The sequence below is a fragment of the Enterococcus sp. DIV1307a genome (genome assembly GCF_050537425.1).
Classification (GTDB): domain Bacteria; phylum Bacillota; class Bacilli; order Lactobacillales; family Enterococcaceae; genus Enterococcus; species Enterococcus faecalis.
Map to the genome: position 1 here is coordinate 799,366 of NZ_CP172914.1, position 17,693 is coordinate 817,058.

Here is a 17,693-nt window from a genome sequence, read left to right on the forward strand (position 1 = left end):
TTAATTATGAAAAAAGAGATCATTGTTTATACTATTTCCGATTCACTTGGAGAAACATCACAAAAATTGTTAGCTGCAGCAAGCGCACAATATCCAGATATTTCTTTTCTTAATCGATACAATTTTTCTTTTGTCACAACAGAAGAAGAATTATTGGAGATTTTAAAAGATGCCTTAAAAGATAAAGCCTTAGTTGTCAGTACATTAGTCAGTAAACAACTAATCACAGCGGCGAAAGAATTTAGTGAACGAACAGGGTTGTTATATTTAGATTTAATGGCGCCATTTTTTGAATTAATTCAAGCGAAAGCCGGAGTAGATCCTATTGAAGAGCCTGGACGACGCCACCAACTAGATCGTGCCTATTTTGATAAAATCTCAGCGATTGAATTTGCTGTAAAATATGATGATGGCAAAAATCCTCAAGGGTTTCTTGATTCTGATATATTGTTGTTAGGCGTTTCGCGGACCTCAAAAACGCCAGTCAGTATGTATTTAGCGAATCAAGGCTACCGCGTTTCTAACTTACCATTAATTCCAGAAGTTCCATTGCCGCCAATTTTGGAAGAAATGGATCCACAAAAAATGATTGGTTTAGTTTGTTCGCCAGAAACATTAGGACAGATTCGTAGCAGTCGGTTGGCTTCCTTAGGTTTAGGTAATGAGACCAGTTATACCAATGTTGAACGGATTGAACAAGAATTAGCTTATGCTGAAGAAATTTTTGCGAAGTATGGCATCCCAGTGATTGATGTAACCGCAAAATCTGTCGAAGAAACAGCCTTTTTAATTAAAGAAAAACTAGATGAAAGAAATTAAAAAGCTTGGCAACCTCACTAAATTTCAGTGAAGTTGCCAAGCTTTTTATACTTAATTGGGATTCTTTTTGTTAGTCAATATTTTTTTGATCGACAATGAGTAAAGCAATCATCACGTAGACAATCCAGCTACTTTTAGAATAAAGTGTATAGCGGGGTTGCCATTTGCTAGCAAATTTTTCCTTGTATTCGCGTAATCCTTGGAAGGAGTAAATTTCTGAACCAAATTCATAAATTAACGCAGCAATCCGTTCTTGAATAAAACTTTTTCTTGATTGACCAACGTTGGCTAACGGAGCCATCCCTAAATTGAAATAATGAATATTTTCTGTTTTCATATATTCAAATAAATGAATAAATAGGAAATCCATACTTCCAGAAGGGGCTTTTTCTTTATGGTGACGCATCAAGTCGATGGTACCAACTTCATTTGTGTAACTAGGAATAATATTAGCGAAAGAGACCATTTCTCCTTCAGCATTTCGGACAACAGCAATTGGGTTTCTTTGAAGATACGCTTCATCGAAAAATCCTAGTGAAAAGCCTTTTTCTTTTCGATTGTCTAACCAACTATCCGAAATAGCTTTTAATTCGTGCATTTGTTCGGTACTAAAAGGAGGTTGGAGTACGTCAAATGAATAGCCGGCTTTGGTAATTTTATTAAACACTGCGCGGGTACCTTTGAATTTTTTCCCAGACATCGTAAATGTTTCTAGATTAACTAAGGCTTCTTCGCCCATTTTGATAAATTCGTAGCCATATTCGTGTAGTAACATCACGCTGTCCTCATTGGTTTCGTAAAAGACGGGTACATAGCCGAAACGATCTGTTTCTTTAAGGAATGCATCAATCGCCGCAGGAAAATCTTCTTTGTTCCCAGAAGGGTTGCCCATCACAACGCATTTATTATTAATGGTGTTGAATTGTAAAAAGACAGTCGGTTCTTCTTTGGGATATAAGAAAACCTGTTTATCATGAAGAAAGACAAGTTCACTGTCAATATTCCCGCCATAAGTTGTTAAGATATTATGCAAGATACTATCTTCTGGAAACTCACCAACTTGGTGTTTTTTCCCTTGGAGGTAGCGAACAAATAGAAAGTTAAAACTCATAACTAAGAGGATAGCGATAAATCCTGACAACCAGATCCGTTCGGAAGGGAACAAGAAAAATTCCACAAAATGATGACGATGGTGTGGGAAGTTCGGTAAATTATAAACACCAATTACCAGGTATAACAAAGTCAACAAGCCAAAGATAAAGCCATCAATCGTCATCCACTCCCAAGAGTAAACCAGTTGTTCACGGTACAATTCTGATTTTGAAAAAATAACGATAAATAATAAAATAGCTAAATAGAAAATGGAAAACATACTAAAGTCAACAACAAATGAATACAAGATAGCACCAATTAATAAAATAATCGTTGGATAATAGGCTCTTTTAACACGATCAGCAATCCCACGTCCCATAATTAATAATGCAAAGCCTAAGACAATACTCGGAATTTGAATAATAATATGAGAACGGAAGGGGTTAATATCTCTTAACCAATGCACTTGAGTGAAGGCTTCTGGAATAGTGGCTAGGAGCACCATCATAATTCCTGAAAAATAAAGTAAAACCACTTCCAGCTTGTGGGCAATTTCCAAAGTAATTTGTTTTAGCAATTGACGATAATGAGTATCCAACTTTTGGCTTAAGTGTTTTGTAAAGAACAAACAGCCAATTAAGAAAGGAATAATATAATAGAATAAACGATAGAGCAATAACCACAAAACAATAATTTCACGATCAACACCTAAGTTGCTTAGTCCTAAAATCATCATGACATCAAAACTACCTAAAGCCCCTGGAATCATCGAAGCAATCCCAATAATCGAAGCTGCTACATATAAAGGAACAATATCAATTAAAGGAATCGGTACATCTAATAAGTAACCAATACTGATAAAGGTAATTAAAACACCTGTCCATTCTAAAAACGAAGAAACAACTAAAGATAAGCGATTTTTTGCATCGAGGTTACCAAAGGAACTATTTTTTTGGAAATGTAAAATAAGATAAAGTAACGGGAAATAAAGACCGCCACCTAATAACCAAATCCAATATTGCTGTAAATAAGCCATCTTTGGATCAAACTGAACAAGGAAAAAGCAAAGAATACTATAAATAGATAGACCGGATAACACAAAAAGTAAAATATGGGTTAACGCAGGTAAAATTTTCTTTTCCTCTGTTTTATTTCCATAAAATTCAGAACGAAGTCCCATGCTGACCAAACCACCGAATCCACCAATATTATTGATAGTATTGACAATCCAGCTAGATTCAAGGAGTTCCCGTTTTGAGACTTTCAAGTTTAAAATGCGATTTAATGTTAAGTCATAATTTAGCATCGGAGTAACGGAAACTAAACCGATAACCATCATCAATAACAATTTCCATAGCGGAATCTCATCAAAAATCTGTTTTAACTGTTCAAATGAGATCGTTTTACCAATTGATAAAAGTTGGGCAACAACAATAATTGAGACCGCAATAACAAACAGTGTTTTTAGTAATCCTGTATGCGTTTTGATCCAATGAATAATTTGTTTCATTTAGACACCTTCATTTCCTTTAAGAATTTTTCGATTGTTTTATTAAAAATATCTGGTGAGTTTTTGGCAAATAAATGACCCTGTTTATTTACCAAGACCAATTTACCATCAGGAATGGCATCAGCAATCGCCCGTGAATGGGAAAGCGCAATTAAATCTCGACTGCCAGTAATAACAAGAGTAGGACAGGGGATGTGTTCTAAATCTTGTTTTGTCAGTCCAGTATCTTCAAATAACAGAGCCACGATAGGGAGCCGTGTGCGCAATTTTTTTGAAAAAAAAGCGCCAATACGACAAAACCAATATTGAAAATAAGTGGCAATCGTTACATATTTTTTCAGACCAGACATGGTGACATTTCCAGAATTTAAGACGAGTTTGTTGACGAAATCAGGATATAAATGGGTAAAAACCATGGCAATATTTGCTCCGTCACTAAAGCCCAATAAATTAATTTTTGTTAAGTGTTCTTGTTGAATAATACCAGCTAAATCTTCTGCCAAAAGCGGAAAAGTTAATTGACTTTGTGTATTGGTGGAACGTCCATGTCCGCGGGTATCCACCGCAATAACTTGATACTCCTTGGAGAAATAAGAAATTTGATAATTAAAAAAAGTATGATCATTGCCATTACCATGAAGTAACACAAGGGGGTAATTTGTTTCTTTGCCAAAAATTTGATAAAAAATTTGACTGCCATCTATTGTTTGAAAATATTTTTCTATTGCCATTCTCCGTCACCTATCTCATCTATAATCAATCGAGTCCTCTCTCATTATAGAGTCTTTTGTCTTTTTTTTGTAATAAAAAACAGAAAATTTTCCGAACAGTTTTGTAAGGTGTTGTAATATAGTGTGATATAGTAGAAGATAGCCACCTAAAAATTAGACTAGAGGAGGGAAAGTTGATGTCTTTAATCGTTTTAATTGGTGCCCAAGCTGTCGGGAAAATGACCGTTGGCAAGGCTTTAGAAAAGCAGTTAGATGCTAAATTACTATTTAATCATCAAACCATTGACTTATTTGCAAACTATCTTGGGTATACGGAACGTGCATTTCAATTGTCTGATTCCGTTAGAAAGGAACTTTTTCATGCCTTTGTCGAAAATCCAGCCACAAATACAACAAAAAACATTATTTTTACAGTGGTGATTGCTTTTGATCAAGAACAGGATTTTCAATTTTTAGAAGAAATATCAGAAATTTTTCTTAGTAAACATGAGTCCGTTTATTTCGTCGAACTCGTCTCTTCAACATCAATCCGCCTAGAACGAAATGTTCATCCAGAACGGCTAGAGGCAAAACCTTCAAAACGCGATGTCGACTTTTCTCGAAAAGAATTACTCAATACCTTTAAAGAACATCGATTAGTAAGCCACGAAGGTGAACTAGAAAGTACATTTCCAAATGTAAAAATAACGAAAATAAATAATTCAAACATGACACCAGAAGAAGTAGCAACGAAGATAATTGCTACTTTTGGTTTGACCTAATGTGAAAGGAACATCGGAATCAATGAAAAAGTTTTTTAAATATCTCGGTAGCTTGATGGTCCTTCTTTTAAGCATAGCTTTAATTTTGATAGGATATTTAACCTTTCGAGAGTTTCGACCACGAGCGGTTGAACCAGTTGCTATAAATAAACAATTTTCAGAGCAAACCATCGAAAAACATCAATCCATTTCTTTAGTCACGTATAACATAGGCTATGCTGGCCTAGGACAAACAGAAGATTTTTTTATGGACGGTGGCAAAACTGTCCAACCAGTTAATAAGGCAATGGTCCAACAGAATTTAACAGGCATTGAAGGAACCTTAAAAGAATTACCAGCGATGATTTACTTATTCCAAGAAGTCGATCGTCGCTCGCAACGTTCTTATGAAGTCAATCAAGAGGAAGAATTACAAAAACAGCTACAGCTGAACAGCGCATTTGCTTATAATTTTAAGGTAGATTATGTGCCCATTCCTTGGCCGCCGATTGGACGAGTAGAAAGTGGTTTATTAACATTATCAAATGAAAAAATAACAGAGGCTAAACGCATTGCTTTACCCAATCCCTTTCGTTGGCCCGTTAGCATTAGTAACTTAAAACGAGCGCTTCTAGAAACGCGCTTTTCAATTAAAGGCACAGACAAAGAATTAGTGGTTTTTAACTTACATTTGGAAGCCTATGACAATGGGGATGGGAAGATTGCTCAAAGCAAAAAGTTAGCTGACGTATTATCCCAAGAATACGCTAAAGGAAACTATGTAATTGCTGGAGGTGACTTTAATCAAGTTTTCAAAGGCAGTCATCGATATCCTAACCTAGGTGAAGCTGGTTGGGCACCAGGAGAAATTGATCCTGCAGACTTACCTAAACATTTTTCACTTGCTTATGATGATCAACAACCGACTGTGCGGGTGCTTAATAAGCCTTACACTGGCTCTTATGAAACATCTCAAGTGTATGTAATTGATGGTTTTATTGTTTCTGATAATGTGGCTGTTCATAGCGTGAAAACAAAGGACGAACAATTTAAATATACAGATCACCAACCTGTGAAGATGGAAGTTGGGTTAAAATAAAAAAAGTACAAACGGTGCTTGTTGCTTGCACCGTTTGTACTTTTTATTTTACAGATAGCCTTTAGTAATAGAATGAGTGGAATTTAGCATATTTGCTGGGGTTCCTGTAAAAAGAAGCTGTCCGCCATTTTCTCCACCTTCGGGACCTAGTTCAATCAACCAGTCGGCACTTTTAATCACGTCAATGTGATGTTCTAATAAAATTAAGCTGTTTCCTTCTTCTACCATTCGATTGAAAAGTTGAAGACTTTGTTGGATATCAATTAAGTGTAAACCATCTGTAGGTTCATCCATTAAATAGATAGCTTTTTTTTGGTGAAGTGTGTCTGCTAATTTTACCCTTTGCAATTCGCCACCAGATAATGTTGAGAGCGATTGATTGAGTTTAAGGTAGCTTAAGCCAACTTCCAGTAAATTTTTTAATGAAAGAGCAAAAGGCTGGTCTTTGAAAAAATCATAGCCATCTTTAACGCTTAAAGCTAGTACTTCAACGATATTTTTTCCGTTATACAGATAATGAAGCACCTCTTCTTTGTAACGCGTTCCGTGACAGGTTTCGCAAATACTAGTAACATCCTCCATAAAAGACATATCGGAGACAATTATGCCTTTCCCCTTGCAAGTAGGACAGGCGCCTTTGGAATTATAGCTAAATAAAGCTGGACTAACATGATTTTCTTCCGCAAACAGTTTGCGGACCTTATCAAAAATATTAAGATAGGTCATAGGTGTGGATCGTAAATTTGCGGTAATGCTTTTTTGTGAAAGATGAATAATTTCTTGGTTATCAGCCTGGGCTTTTTGATAAATTTCTTCCGCTAATGATGATTTACCTGAACCAGCGACCCCACAAATAACAGTCAAAACTCCTAACGGAACTTCGACAGATAGATTGTTTAAATTATGCAGTGTCGCATGTTCGATTGATAAAGACTTCCTTGCTTTTCTTGGTTGGTCGTTTAAAGGGAGCGGCTCTTGAAGCGCTTGACTAGTCAAGGTTTTGGAGACTAAAAATGCGTCATACGTTCCTGAAAACTGGACATGGCCACCATTTTCGCCTGCGAAAGGTCCGATATCGATGATAAAATCAGCTTCTCTAATTAATTGTGGATTATGTTCCACGAGAACCACGGTGTTTCCTTTATTTTTTAAATTGAGCAATGCACGACTGATCCGTTCGATGTCCTTTGGATGTAAGCCAGCACTTGGTTCATCTAAAATATACATAATATCATTTAAGGCGCTGTTTACATACTTAGCAATTTTAATCCGCTGTGCTTCACCACCAGAAAGTGTTTCAGTTGCTCGTCCTAATGTGAGGTAGGAGAGACCGATATTAATTAATGCTTCTAGACGTACAAGTAGCTCTTCTTGAATAGTTTTTATTAAGGATAGGTCCATTGAACGAATAAAAGAATGTAATTCAGTGAGTGGCATGTCAACAGCATCAGCAATACTTTTCTGATTAATTTTGCAGCTACGAACACGTTCATTGACTCTACTTCCTAAACAATCAGGACATCTTTTTACGGTAACAAAGTGATTAAGGTATTTTTGATGACGTTTGCCTTCGTCTGTATGCAATATGCTACGTTGCATACGCGGGACGATTCCTTCATACAAAGCTGTATGAGGCCACTCTTTGGGTGGATTAGCTAGTTTTTGTTGTGGAGCATATAAAAATAATGCTAACTCTTCAGGAGAATAGTCCTTGATTTTTTTATCCAAATCAAATAGACCACTATGGGCATAACGCTTCCACCGCCAGTTGCCAACTGTAAATGTGGGGAAATCGATAGGCCCTTCGTTTAATGATTTGTCATAATCAACTAGCTGATGAAGATTGATTTCGGTAATCTTTCCTAAGCCATCGCATGTTGGACATTTTCCATCCGGATGATTAAACGAAAAAGTATCTGAATAACCAACAAATGGAGAACCTGCTCGTGAAAACAGCAAACGTAAAAACGTATAAATATCTGTGTACGTTCCCACTGTCGAACGAGAATTACCTGCTACTTTTTTCTGGTCAATGACAATTGCAACAGGAAGATTCTCGATTTTTTCAACTTCTGGACGACCATATTTGGGTAAGTAATTTTGAACAAACGAACTAAATGTATCATTTAGTTCACGACGTGATTCAGCGGCTAATGTGTCAAATACTAAGGAGGACTTTCCTGAACCCGAAAGTCCAGTAACAACAGTTAGTTGCTTTTTAGGGATATTGACAGAGATATTCTTCAAATTATTTTGTGTTGCGTGCTTAATTTCAATCCATTCCATTAAAAAACCTCCGTTTCTATTCTATTTTAGCATATAAAAAGAACCTAGCCTAAAAGTTGAACATGGGAATTTTCAAGAGAACTTTACTTTTTAATCGCTTTCATTTATGCTATAAGTAATACAGATTTTTTAACTGTATTAATAGATAAAGGATGTGACTTATGAAGAAGTCGATTTTGTTCAAAAAGTTAGGGATTATTTTATTAATTAGCCAAACACTGGTAGGGGTACCAATGTTGGCACAAGAAAGTATACTAGAAACAACCGTTCAAACAGAGACGGAATCAGTAACAACAGAAACCAGTCAGACTGTAGCTAACTTGGAATCTGAAACTACTAGCCAAACGGTGATGCAGGAAAAAGAATCCTCTTCGGCAATCGCCGAAAGCAGTAGCGGAAATGCGGTTGCAGTAACTACTGAAACCACAAATGAGATACAAAATAGTGATACAGATGGAAAAGCTGTTTCTGCAGAGAGTGTTTTTTCAGAAGCAGATTATAAACAAGCAACTGCACTGGAGTTAGCAACTTTAGTAAGAGAAAAAAAGGTGACGAGCGAAGAATTAGTAAAAATTGCGTTGGCCATCACTAAACGTGAAAATCCTACATTAAATGCGGTCATTACTTTACGAGAAGAAGCGGCTTTGACAGAAGCAAAAGCTTTACAAGATACAGGTCAACCATTTCTAGGTGTGCCGCTCTTACTAAAAGGGTTAGGACAATCCTTGAAAGGTGAAAGCAACACGAACGGTTTTGGTTTTCTCCAAGATCAAGTAGCTGGTGGGACATCGACCTTTGTCAAAGCACTACAAAATGCCGGATTCATAATCATTGGTCAAACGAATTATCCAGAATTAGGTTGGAAGAATATTTCAGATTCAAAGTTATATGGCGTTTCCGTCAATCCATGGAATCCTAACCATTATTCAGGTGGTTCTTCAGGCGGAGCGGGTGCTAGTGTCGCCGCGGCATTTGTTCCCATTGCTTCTGGAAGTGATGCTGGTGGCTCTATCCGCATCCCTGCTTCTTGGACAGGCACCGTAGGCTTGAAACCTTCTAGAGGAGTAATCATTGGTAATTCTAATAGTGCAAAAGGTCAAACTGTTCACTTTGGTTTAAGTCGAACCGTGGCGGATACAAATGCATTATTTGAAACCTTATTAACCAAAAAAGATCTTCCTGCGGGACATTTAAGTCAAGCGCAACCCATTGCTTATACAACAGAATCCCCTGCCGGAACGCCTATAAGTGCCGAAGCAAAAGAGGCGGTCGCTGAAGCTGTTGCTTTTTTAAAAGACCAAGGGTACACATTGGTTGAAGTGAAGCACCCTGTTGATGGGGAACGTCTAATGAAAAATTATTATACTGTAGCTGCTGGCTCAGCAGGAATTGCCGATTTTATGGCGCGGCAGAAATTGAAAAGACCGCTTGAACGAAATGATGTAGAACTGTTAACATGGGCGCTTTTTCAAACAGGAAAAAATATAACGAGTGAAGAGACAACTGCGGCTTGGACAGATATTGCTTTACAAGCACAAGCGATGGACGAATTTTATCAACAGTATCCTATCTTATTAACACCAACGACGGCTGCCACGGCACCTAGTATTGATAATCCGTTACTAAAACCAGAACATGCAGCACAGATGGAAAAAATTGATCAATTGTCACCAGCAGAACAAAAACAATTGATTTATGACCAATGGCTGACGGCGTTCACATATACACCGTTTACACAACAAGCAAATTTATTTGGACATCCAGCATTAAGTGTACCAACTTACGTTTCAAAAGAAGGACTGCCTTTGGGGATTCAATTTAATAGTGCATTAAATGAAGACCGAACATTGCTACAATTAGGTGCTTTATTTGAAAATAACCACAAGATAAATCAACCACATGTAGAAGAACCAGACAAAGACAAAGAACCAGATACAAGTGGCGAACCAGACAAAGACAAAGAACCAAATGCAAGTGGCGAACTGGATAAAGATAAAGACCCAGATGCAAGTGGCGAACCAGACAAAGATAAAGACCCAGATGCAAGTGGCGAACCAGATAAAGATAAAGAACTAGATACAAGTGGCGAACCAGATAAAGACAAAGAAACAAAAACAAGTGAAGGACCAATCGAAGGAAAAGATCAAAACCAAAACCAAAACCAAAACCAAAACCCAGACAAATCTGGAAAAACTACTAGTGAGTCATCCTTAGATAATTCGCTGAATTCATCAGCAAATCAGGGAACCAAATCAACAGAAAGTACTCATGCTTTTTCTGATAAAAATATGATTGGGAAAAAAGAACAGCTTCCCAAAAAAGTATTACCAAAAGCAGGTGCAGAAGTACCTAGTACTTTCTGGGTTGTTTTAGGAGGAGCTTTCTTAGTAACGAGTGGAACGATTTATATAAGGAAAACTAGAAAATGATAACCAGTGAAGGCTAGAGACAATTTATCCCCAATTGTCTCCAGCCTTTTTTCTTTGGTATACTAAAACCAATAGGGAAATGGAGGCGAAAGTAATGAGGGCGTTTGAGAAGATTCCAGCGTTTCAGCAATGGCAAAAAGTTGAAGCTATTCACCGTGGTTGGTCAACTGATTTAAAGTTTAAAGTTACCAAAAATCAAGAAACCTTTTTATTGCGAATTTTTCAACAAGAAGAGTTATTAGCCAAACAACAAGAATATCAATTTATCAAAAAAGTAGCGGCGTTAGGATTTCCCAGTTCTAAACCTTTTTTATGTGCACCTATTCCTGAAAGTGAACAAGGATACATGTTATTAACGTATCTAGAAGGTGAAGACTTAAGCGATGTTTTACCCGCTCTTTCTCCCAAAAGACAACTGAACTTAGGCGTAGAGGCAGGCCGCTATTTAAACAAAATCCATAAGCTTTTGTTGCCTGAAAGGATTAGTCAAAGAGAGATTGCGCAAAATTTATACGAAAAAAAGCAGAGCCAACTAAATAAGTATAAGGAATCTCAATTTTGTATGCCGTACCAGCAGCCAATAATTTCATATTTAGAAAAACAATTACCGTTATTGCAACAACGGCCTGTGGTTTATCAGCATGGAGATTTCCATGTGGGAAATTTTATTTACTTGCCAACTAGGCAGGTCGGTGTGATTGATTTTAATCGATGGGATTTTGGGGATCCTTATGAAGAATTTTACAAGTTACAATTTTTTTCAAGAAATGTTTCGCCATTGTTTGCTTATGGTCAATTACAAGGTTATTTTGCTGGGAAAGTTCCTACCTTATTTTGGCAGTTTCAAAAGCTTTATACTTTTCACGCAGGACTCTATTCTTTAGTTTGGGCACTGAGCTTTGGTGAAAAAGAAATCAGGACTATGGAACAGCAATACCAACAATTACTAGAGGACTATAATTGTGGAGAATTACTAGTTCCCAAATGGTTTTCAACTATTCAAAGAAAGGGATTGAGATTTTAGGTTTATTTCGATAGAATAAAAATAAAAACAGGAGTTTAAGGAATGAAACTAAACGGGATTATTATGATAGCGGTTGTTGGAAGCGTTTTATCTAGCTGTGGTTGGCAAAAATCGAAAGAGGAATCACAGAAAGTACAAACCGTACAAACAAACAATGTAAATACTGAAGAAACAAGAGCAATTTCAGCAACCGAAGTTAGTCAAACCACGGCGTTGGAATTAGAGCAAACAACGCAAACACAAGAATTAACTGAATTAGTTACAGAAGAAGGGACGATTTGGAATCAGCAAAAAGCAAAACAGTTAGGACAATACATGGAAACCTGGGGTCAAGAACGCAATCAGAACTATCAAGCGTACCAACCAGGTCACTCTGTAGCTTTTTACACGATTCAAGTGCCTGATGATTTATTGAGTTATGAACCTAAAATACAACCAGCTATTGGGAACAATCCCATTTGGTTAAATTGGTCAGAAACAGGCAGCGAAGGGGGTTATTGTCTGGTGGCAGTATACTCTGACAGTGCGACACAAGTTGCCCAGAAGCATGTCTATTTATTTACTTTAGTGAATGGTGAAGCTAAAGTTTATGTGAGTAAAGAACAGCCAGTAGAGGAGCAACCTTATTTGTTTTTAAAAGAAACAAGCAATACAGAACTGAAAGAACAATTCACAAATCTTGTGAATAATCTTTAATTTTTTATTTAATCAAAAGGAAAAGAAAATTTATCATTGACAAAGTATCCGCTTTCATTTTATTCTGTAGCTACCCCTTGGGAAAGGGCAAAAGGAAGTTTTGAAAGGGATGGAAAAAATGAAGGAAACAAGTTTAGTAATTATTAAGCCAGATGGCGTTGAACGAAAGTTAGTTGGCAAAATCATTCAACGTTTTGAAGATAAAGGTATTGACTTATTGCACCTTAAATTCGAACGACTAACAGTAGAAACAGTGAAGGAACATTATGAGCATTTAAAAGATGAACTATTTTTCCCTGAATTATTAGCCTATATGACAAGTGGCCCAGTGGTTGTGATGGTCGTTGTAGGGGACAATGTGGTTAAAAAAGTGCGTAAATTAGTTGGAGCAACGAATCCGTTAGATGCTGAAAGTGGCACCTTACGAGCGGATTATGGGTTGTCTGTCACCAAAAATTTAATCCATGCTTCTGATTCTGTTCAATCAGCAAAAATTGAGATGCAACGGTTCTTTGGTTAATCAGCAAAAAAGAAACAATCCTTTATTTTTTATAAAGGATTGTTTCTTTTTTATTAATTGTCAGAATATTCCGCTTAAATGGTTGACATCTGGAGGTAGAAGAGTAGTATAGACTACATACTAAATACTAAATGACTGTGTGTGCTTCAGGAGGATAAAATGATAACAAGTGATGAATTGACAGAAAACCTTAGTCCGTTTGAATTAAGTCTATTTTTAGAGAAGAAATTACATGAAGAAAATCATAATTTAGAAACATTGTTAAATGCAGGGCGAGGCAATCCTAATTGGACGGCGCCAACACCAAGGGAAGCCTTTTTTTTATTAGGTCAATTTGCTACAAAAGAAACGTTAAGAGAGGGGAGCGAACAAACGGCTGGTATGATTCAGCCAAGTTTTGGTAGAACGCAACGCTTCTTAAACTTTTTAGCAGAAAATCCAAGCAAAGGGGCAACCTTCTTACAAGAAATTTGGACAGCAGAGCATAACTATTTTGGGATGGATAAGGAAATGTGGTTAGATGCCATGTTAGACTATGTGATTGGGGATAATTATCCGAATCCTGTTCGTTGCTTGAAGGCGTGTGAACAACCGATTAAAGCATATTTAAATCAAGAATTATTTTCCAGCGAAGCACAACCGTTTGATATTTTTGCCGTTGAGGGTGGTACAGCAGGGATTTGTTACTTGTTTGATACGTTGGCAAATAATTATTTACTAGAAAAAGGTGATCGTATTGCGTTGTTATTACCAACGTTTGCTCCTTATTTAGAAATTCCAGAACTACCACGTTATGACTTTGACGTGGTTAAAATCAAAGCAGAGCAAATGATCATTGATGGAAAAACGACGTATCAATACTCAAACAAGGAAATTGATAAACTAAAAGACCCGTCCATCAAAGCGGTTTTTGTCGTAAATCCCAGCAATCCAACTGCTAATGCTATGGGAAAACCTACCATTGAACAAATCAAACAAATCGTTGCAGTGGATAACCCTAAGTTAATGATTTTAACAGATGACGTTTACGGAACCTTTGTGCCAGCTTTCCGTTCACTATTTACGGAGTTACCTTACAATACAGCCTGTATCTATTCTTATTCTAAATACTTTGGCGCTACCGGTTGGCGTGTGGGGACTATTGCGGTCAGTCAAGAGAACATCTTTGATCAATTATTAAAAGAATTGCCAGTGGCTCGAAAAATGGAATTACAGGCACGTTATGCTACATTGAATGCAGACACAAGCCAAATTAACTTTATCAGCCGCTTAGTCGCAGACAGCCGCGATATTGCGTTGAACCATGCAGCGGGACTTTCTTCTATTCAGCAAGCAATGATGGCTTTATTTAGTTTGTATGCTTTGTTAAAAGACGGTCAAGCATATAAAGACGAAGTGATGGATATTTGTCATACGCGTGAAAAGCTCTTGTTCCGCACCTTAGGCATTGAAGAGCCTTTAGCAAGTTTAAATACAGCATACTATTGTGAAATTAACTTTAGAGATTGGACAGAAAAACGTTATGGCCCAGAATTTTCAAGTTATTTAACGAAATCGTGGACGATCACAAAAGTATTAACTTCGTTAGCAGAAAAAGAAAAATTAATGCTTTTAAAAGCGGATGCTTTCGGGAGTGACAAATGGTCAGTTCGAATTTCTTTAGCCAATTTAGCTACTAACCAATATAGTGAAGTTGGTAAACGAATGATTCGCCTATCTGAACACATTAAAGAAGAGTGGTTGCGCCAAAAGCGCCAAGCAATTAAATAAAAAAACGCTAAGTCTCTTAAGCTGCAGGAGACTTAGCGTTTTTGTTTATTATTTATTCATTTTTCCGTCAGTTTTGGTTTATAAATGTTTGCTACACTGGAGATAAGAGGAAATTAAGCGTTTATAAAAAGGAGAGAAGTGAATGAAACATATTAAAGGAATGTTGGTTTTTATCGGATTATTTATTTTGGTTGGTTGTGCGCCAGATCAAGAGCCAACGAAACAAACAACAAGTGGTCCGCAAGAGACAAAGCAAGTGAAGCAAGTTACCGTCACCAATCAAACGACTTCTGCGGTGGAAAAACAAGCGCCGACTAAAAATGACGAACTGATTGCTAATCAATTGACTTTTGATTCTCATGAATACACGTACGAAGTGGTTACAGGGGCCACACAAACGACATTTGGAACAACCCCACCAGCAAAATATACACCGGAAGAAAAAAAGAAAAAAATGTTTTGGTCCAATCAACCGCCTTTGGGATTAATGACGGGTAACTATTATAAAAATGAAGGTGTATTTACTGGCGGAAATTACGGCATTGTAGAGATTATTACGGAACCTGAAACGCAAAGGATTCTGAATGTTGAGTTTACAGAGTTTGCTAGTGATCCTTATTATGATACACGCTATTCGGGTGTCAACAAACGCCTGTCGGATTATCCTGAATTTCAAGCAAGCAACACGCGTACAGACGATACGTTAGTCACCGTTGTTAATGGTATTACTTATGTAGAAAAACAAATGCGTGACGAAAATCGTGTTACAGGTAATTTTTATACGGTACGCGGTTCATCAACTTCTGCGCGTGAAGGATTAATGCCTTTAGCAGCAGAGATGGACACTTGGCTAAAAGAGCCATCGAAAGAAACGTATATCGGTTACGCAGAAGATTTAGGCAATGGCCTAATCGCTCGACTTCAAGTGATAACAGAAGAGCAGAAAATAAAACATGTCAGCTATGATGAATACTTTTCAGATGAACAGGAAAAAATCACAGAAACAACCCTGCGGCCTTTTTATCGTCAATCGAAATATTATTCACCAGGATACAATAAACAAACCAACAATTCTTTTATTCATTTTGTAGATGCACTAACAAAGGCCATTACGACACAACAAACTTTATCCGTTAACGAAGAACAAGAGCTACAGCATCCGTCTTTTACGACTTATCAAAGATTGGCTGAAAAAATCAGCACGTTTCAAAATTCATTGAAGGAATAAAAAAAACGGAAGTGGGGCATAAGTCGTTTCGACTTATGCCCCACTTTCGTAATCTTAAGATTATCAGCTAAATCAAAGTGAGTTCTTTTTAAAGAAATACTTTTATTTTAGCCTTTTATAGATCTAAATAATTTTCTAAGTAATCTGCTAAACCATCTTGATCATTTGTTTTTTCAGTGACATCGTTGGCTACGGATTTAATTTTATCCGTGGCATTGTTCATAGCAACACCCCAACCAGCATAACTTAACATTTCTTCGTCATTATGTTCATCGCCAAAAGCAATGATATCAGCTGGTTTGACAGATAAAAAGTTCGCCACTTGATCAACGCCATGGGCCTTTTGAATTCCTTTTGCGACCATTTCTAAAATAGGCATTGGACCGCCCCAAGTGCGGACATCAATATAATCACCATATTGTTTTGTCAATGTATCAGCAACTTTTTCAGCTTGGTTTGGTGTGGTCCGAACCATCATTGAGGTAGGATTTGTTCGTAAATTTTTAGCAGTAAGTAAATTATCTAAGGTTGCTTTGGAAGCAAAAAATTTCGGATCGAACCCATCTAACGTATCGATATAAAATGTTTCTTTGTTTTCAGCAGCAACAAAATCTAATTGTAATTCTTTTTTCTGTGCCAAAATGTCAAAGACTAGGTCACGCTCAATATTGGCTTCGCTTTCCAAGTCCCATTTTTTCTCTGGAATGTGGACTAAAGCGCCGTTAAAGTTAACCATAGGGGTCGTTAGGCCAAGTTGTTGGTAAAATTGATGACTCATTCTATAGGGACGTCCAGTGGCAATACTGACGTAATGACCGTTGTCAATCGCTTTTTTTAGTGTTTGTTCGGTTTTTGGACTGATTAAAGACTGTGCATTTAATGTTGTGCCGTCTAAATCAATAGCAATTAATTTTTTCAAGTAAAAATTCCTCCTAAATGCCTTTTACTCAGTCTAGCATAAAACCGAAGATTATCAAGGGGAGAAGCATGTTCATTTATAAGGTTTAAAAAAAAGCTTAAGAAGTATGCTACACTAAAATAAACAGTTTGAAAAAGGAGCGCAGAGCATCTTGAAAAATTCTAGAAATTATTTACGAGTGATCACCTTAATCTATTGTATCTATATGTGGTTATTTGCTACGCATTTTCATTTTATGGCGTTGAACGTGTTGTTAGCCTATATTCCAATTGAACTTAGTTATCTTTTAAACGCAGAAAAACGTAAAAGGGATTGGTTGATAGGTTTTGCTTGGTTAATTTTTTATCCTAATGCGCCGTACCTATTTACGGATTTTTTTCATTTAGAAACGCTATCTATTTATCGAGGCTTTAATACGATTTTTGCAAACCAAATTGGTGATTGGTGGGCGTTTGTTTGCTTAACTAGCGGGATTGTTATATATGGGCTTTTAGGGATGAAAACAGTAACAACTGTTAGCCAGAAATTGCAAAGTTATTGCGGTTATAGAACAATTGTAGTCTTTCAAGCCAGCCTTCATTTCTTGTCTGCTTTGGCGATTTATGTTGGACGTTTTGATCGATTACACAGTGTCTATCTTTTCATGAGTCCAATTGAAACAGTGAAAATTATCTTTTTTGACTGGTCCCTTCAAAAATTAATGTTTATTTTATTAATGATGTTTCTACAGATGCTGTTGTTTGGGCTAATCCAATTATTAGGAAAAGAAGAAACAATGTAAAGCTTTTTCTTTTTTTATATCCGCGAAACACGAACGTTATATAGAAAAA

At 36.8% G+C, this 17,693-nt stretch carries 14 protein-coding genes; 10 read left to right on the top strand and 4 right to left on the bottom strand.

Annotated features, from left to right (window positions below; all coding sequences use genetic code 11):
- The first annotated feature begins 6 nt into the window (after positions 1 to 6).
- Positions 7 to 819: a pyruvate, water dikinase regulatory protein gene (locus IGL90_RS03895; RefSeq protein ID WP_002355927.1), complete on the top strand. Its 813-nt coding sequence runs from the start codon at positions 7 to 9 to the stop codon at positions 817 to 819.
- Positions 820 to 889: 70 nt separating this feature from the next.
- Here the strand turns inward: IGL90_RS03895 and mprF are convergent, their stop codons facing one another.
- Together mprF and IGL90_RS03905 are read right to left on the bottom strand one after the other, a co-directional pair.
- Positions 890 to 3,421, bottom strand: a complete 2,532-nt coding sequence (gene mprF, locus IGL90_RS03900; RefSeq protein WP_002355928.1) for a bifunctional lysylphosphatidylglycerol flippase/synthetase MprF — start codon at positions 3,419 to 3,421, stop codon at positions 890 to 892.
- Positions 3,418 to 4,152 carry an alpha/beta fold hydrolase gene (locus IGL90_RS03905; protein ID WP_002355929.1) on the bottom strand — a complete coding sequence of 245 codons (735 nt, stop codon included), beginning with the start codon at positions 4,150 to 4,152 and terminating at the stop codon, positions 3,418 to 3,420. The genes mprF and IGL90_RS03905 overlap by 4 nt, the downstream gene beginning before the upstream one ends.
- Positions 4,153 to 4,328: 176 nt before the next feature.
- Between IGL90_RS03905 and IGL90_RS03910 the strand changes: the two genes are divergently transcribed.
- Both IGL90_RS03910 and IGL90_RS03915 read left to right on the top strand, forming a co-directional pair.
- Positions 4,329 to 4,913, top strand: a complete 585-nt coding sequence (locus tag IGL90_RS03910; protein ID WP_002381317.1) for a hypothetical protein — start codon at positions 4,329 to 4,331, stop codon at positions 4,911 to 4,913.
- A gap of 22 nt (positions 4,914 to 4,935) precedes the next feature.
- The gene (locus IGL90_RS03915) at positions 4,936 to 5,991 is read left to right on the top strand and encodes an endonuclease subunit UvrC (RefSeq protein ID WP_002386202.1); all 1,056 of its coding nucleotides are present in this window, start codon (positions 4,936 to 4,938) and stop codon (positions 5,989 to 5,991) included.
- 48 nt (positions 5,992 to 6,039) lie between these two features.
- On the opposite strand, the gene IGL90_RS03920 is transcribed toward IGL90_RS03915, so the two are convergent.
- A complete protein-coding gene (locus tag IGL90_RS03920; protein ID WP_048737178.1) occupies positions 6,040 to 8,277 on the bottom strand; it encodes an ATP-binding cassette domain-containing protein in 2,238 nt (745 codons plus the stop codon).
- 161 nt (positions 8,278 to 8,438) lie between these two features.
- Between IGL90_RS03920 and IGL90_RS03925 the strand changes: the two genes are divergently transcribed.
- The 6 genes from IGL90_RS03925 (at position 8,439) to IGL90_RS03950 (ending at position 15,944) form a co-directional block, all read left to right on the top strand.
- On the top strand, positions 8,439 to 10,706 hold the full coding sequence (locus IGL90_RS03925; RefSeq protein WP_002410422.1) for an amidase family protein: 2,268 nt from the start codon (positions 8,439 to 8,441) through the stop codon (positions 10,704 to 10,706).
- A 79-nt stretch (positions 10,707 to 10,785) separates the two neighbouring features.
- Complete coding sequence (locus tag IGL90_RS03930; protein ID WP_002387052.1) at positions 10,786 to 11,730, top strand: aminoglycoside phosphotransferase family protein; 945 nt, start codon at positions 10,786 to 10,788, stop codon at positions 11,728 to 11,730.
- A 42-nt stretch (positions 11,731 to 11,772) separates the two neighbouring features.
- Positions 11,773 to 12,426 (top strand): DUF4767 domain-containing protein, encoded by a 654-nt coding sequence (locus IGL90_RS03935; protein WP_002376227.1) that lies wholly within the window; start codon positions 11,773 to 11,775, stop codon positions 12,424 to 12,426.
- A gap of 109 nt (positions 12,427 to 12,535) precedes the next feature.
- A complete protein-coding gene (ndk, locus tag IGL90_RS03940) occupies positions 12,536 to 12,946 on the top strand; it encodes a nucleoside-diphosphate kinase (protein WP_002381321.1) in 411 nt (136 codons plus the stop codon).
- 159 nt (positions 12,947 to 13,105) lie between these two features.
- Positions 13,106 to 14,716, top strand: a complete 1,611-nt coding sequence (gene aspD, locus IGL90_RS03945; protein ID WP_002355939.1) for an aspartate 4-decarboxylase — start codon at positions 13,106 to 13,108, stop codon at positions 14,714 to 14,716.
- Positions 14,717 to 14,858: 142 nt separating this feature from the next.
- Positions 14,859 to 15,944 (top strand): lipoprotein, encoded by a 1,086-nt coding sequence (locus tag IGL90_RS03950; RefSeq protein ID WP_048737174.1) that lies wholly within the window; start codon positions 14,859 to 14,861, stop codon positions 15,942 to 15,944.
- 115 nt (positions 15,945 to 16,059) lie between these two features.
- Here IGL90_RS03950 and IGL90_RS03955 read toward each other — a convergent pair whose 3' ends face one another.
- Positions 16,060 to 16,863: a Cof-type HAD-IIB family hydrolase gene (locus tag IGL90_RS03955; RefSeq protein WP_002355941.1), complete on the bottom strand. Its 804-nt coding sequence runs from the start codon at positions 16,861 to 16,863 to the stop codon at positions 16,060 to 16,062.
- 205 nt (positions 16,864 to 17,068) lie between these two features.
- On the opposite strand from IGL90_RS03955, the gene IGL90_RS03960 reads away from it, so the two are divergent.
- The gene (locus tag IGL90_RS03960; RefSeq protein ID WP_048737182.1) at positions 17,069 to 17,644 is read left to right on the top strand and encodes a DUF1361 domain-containing protein; all 576 of its coding nucleotides are present in this window, start codon (positions 17,069 to 17,071) and stop codon (positions 17,642 to 17,644) included.
- Positions 17,645 to 17,693: the final 49 nt, after the last annotated feature.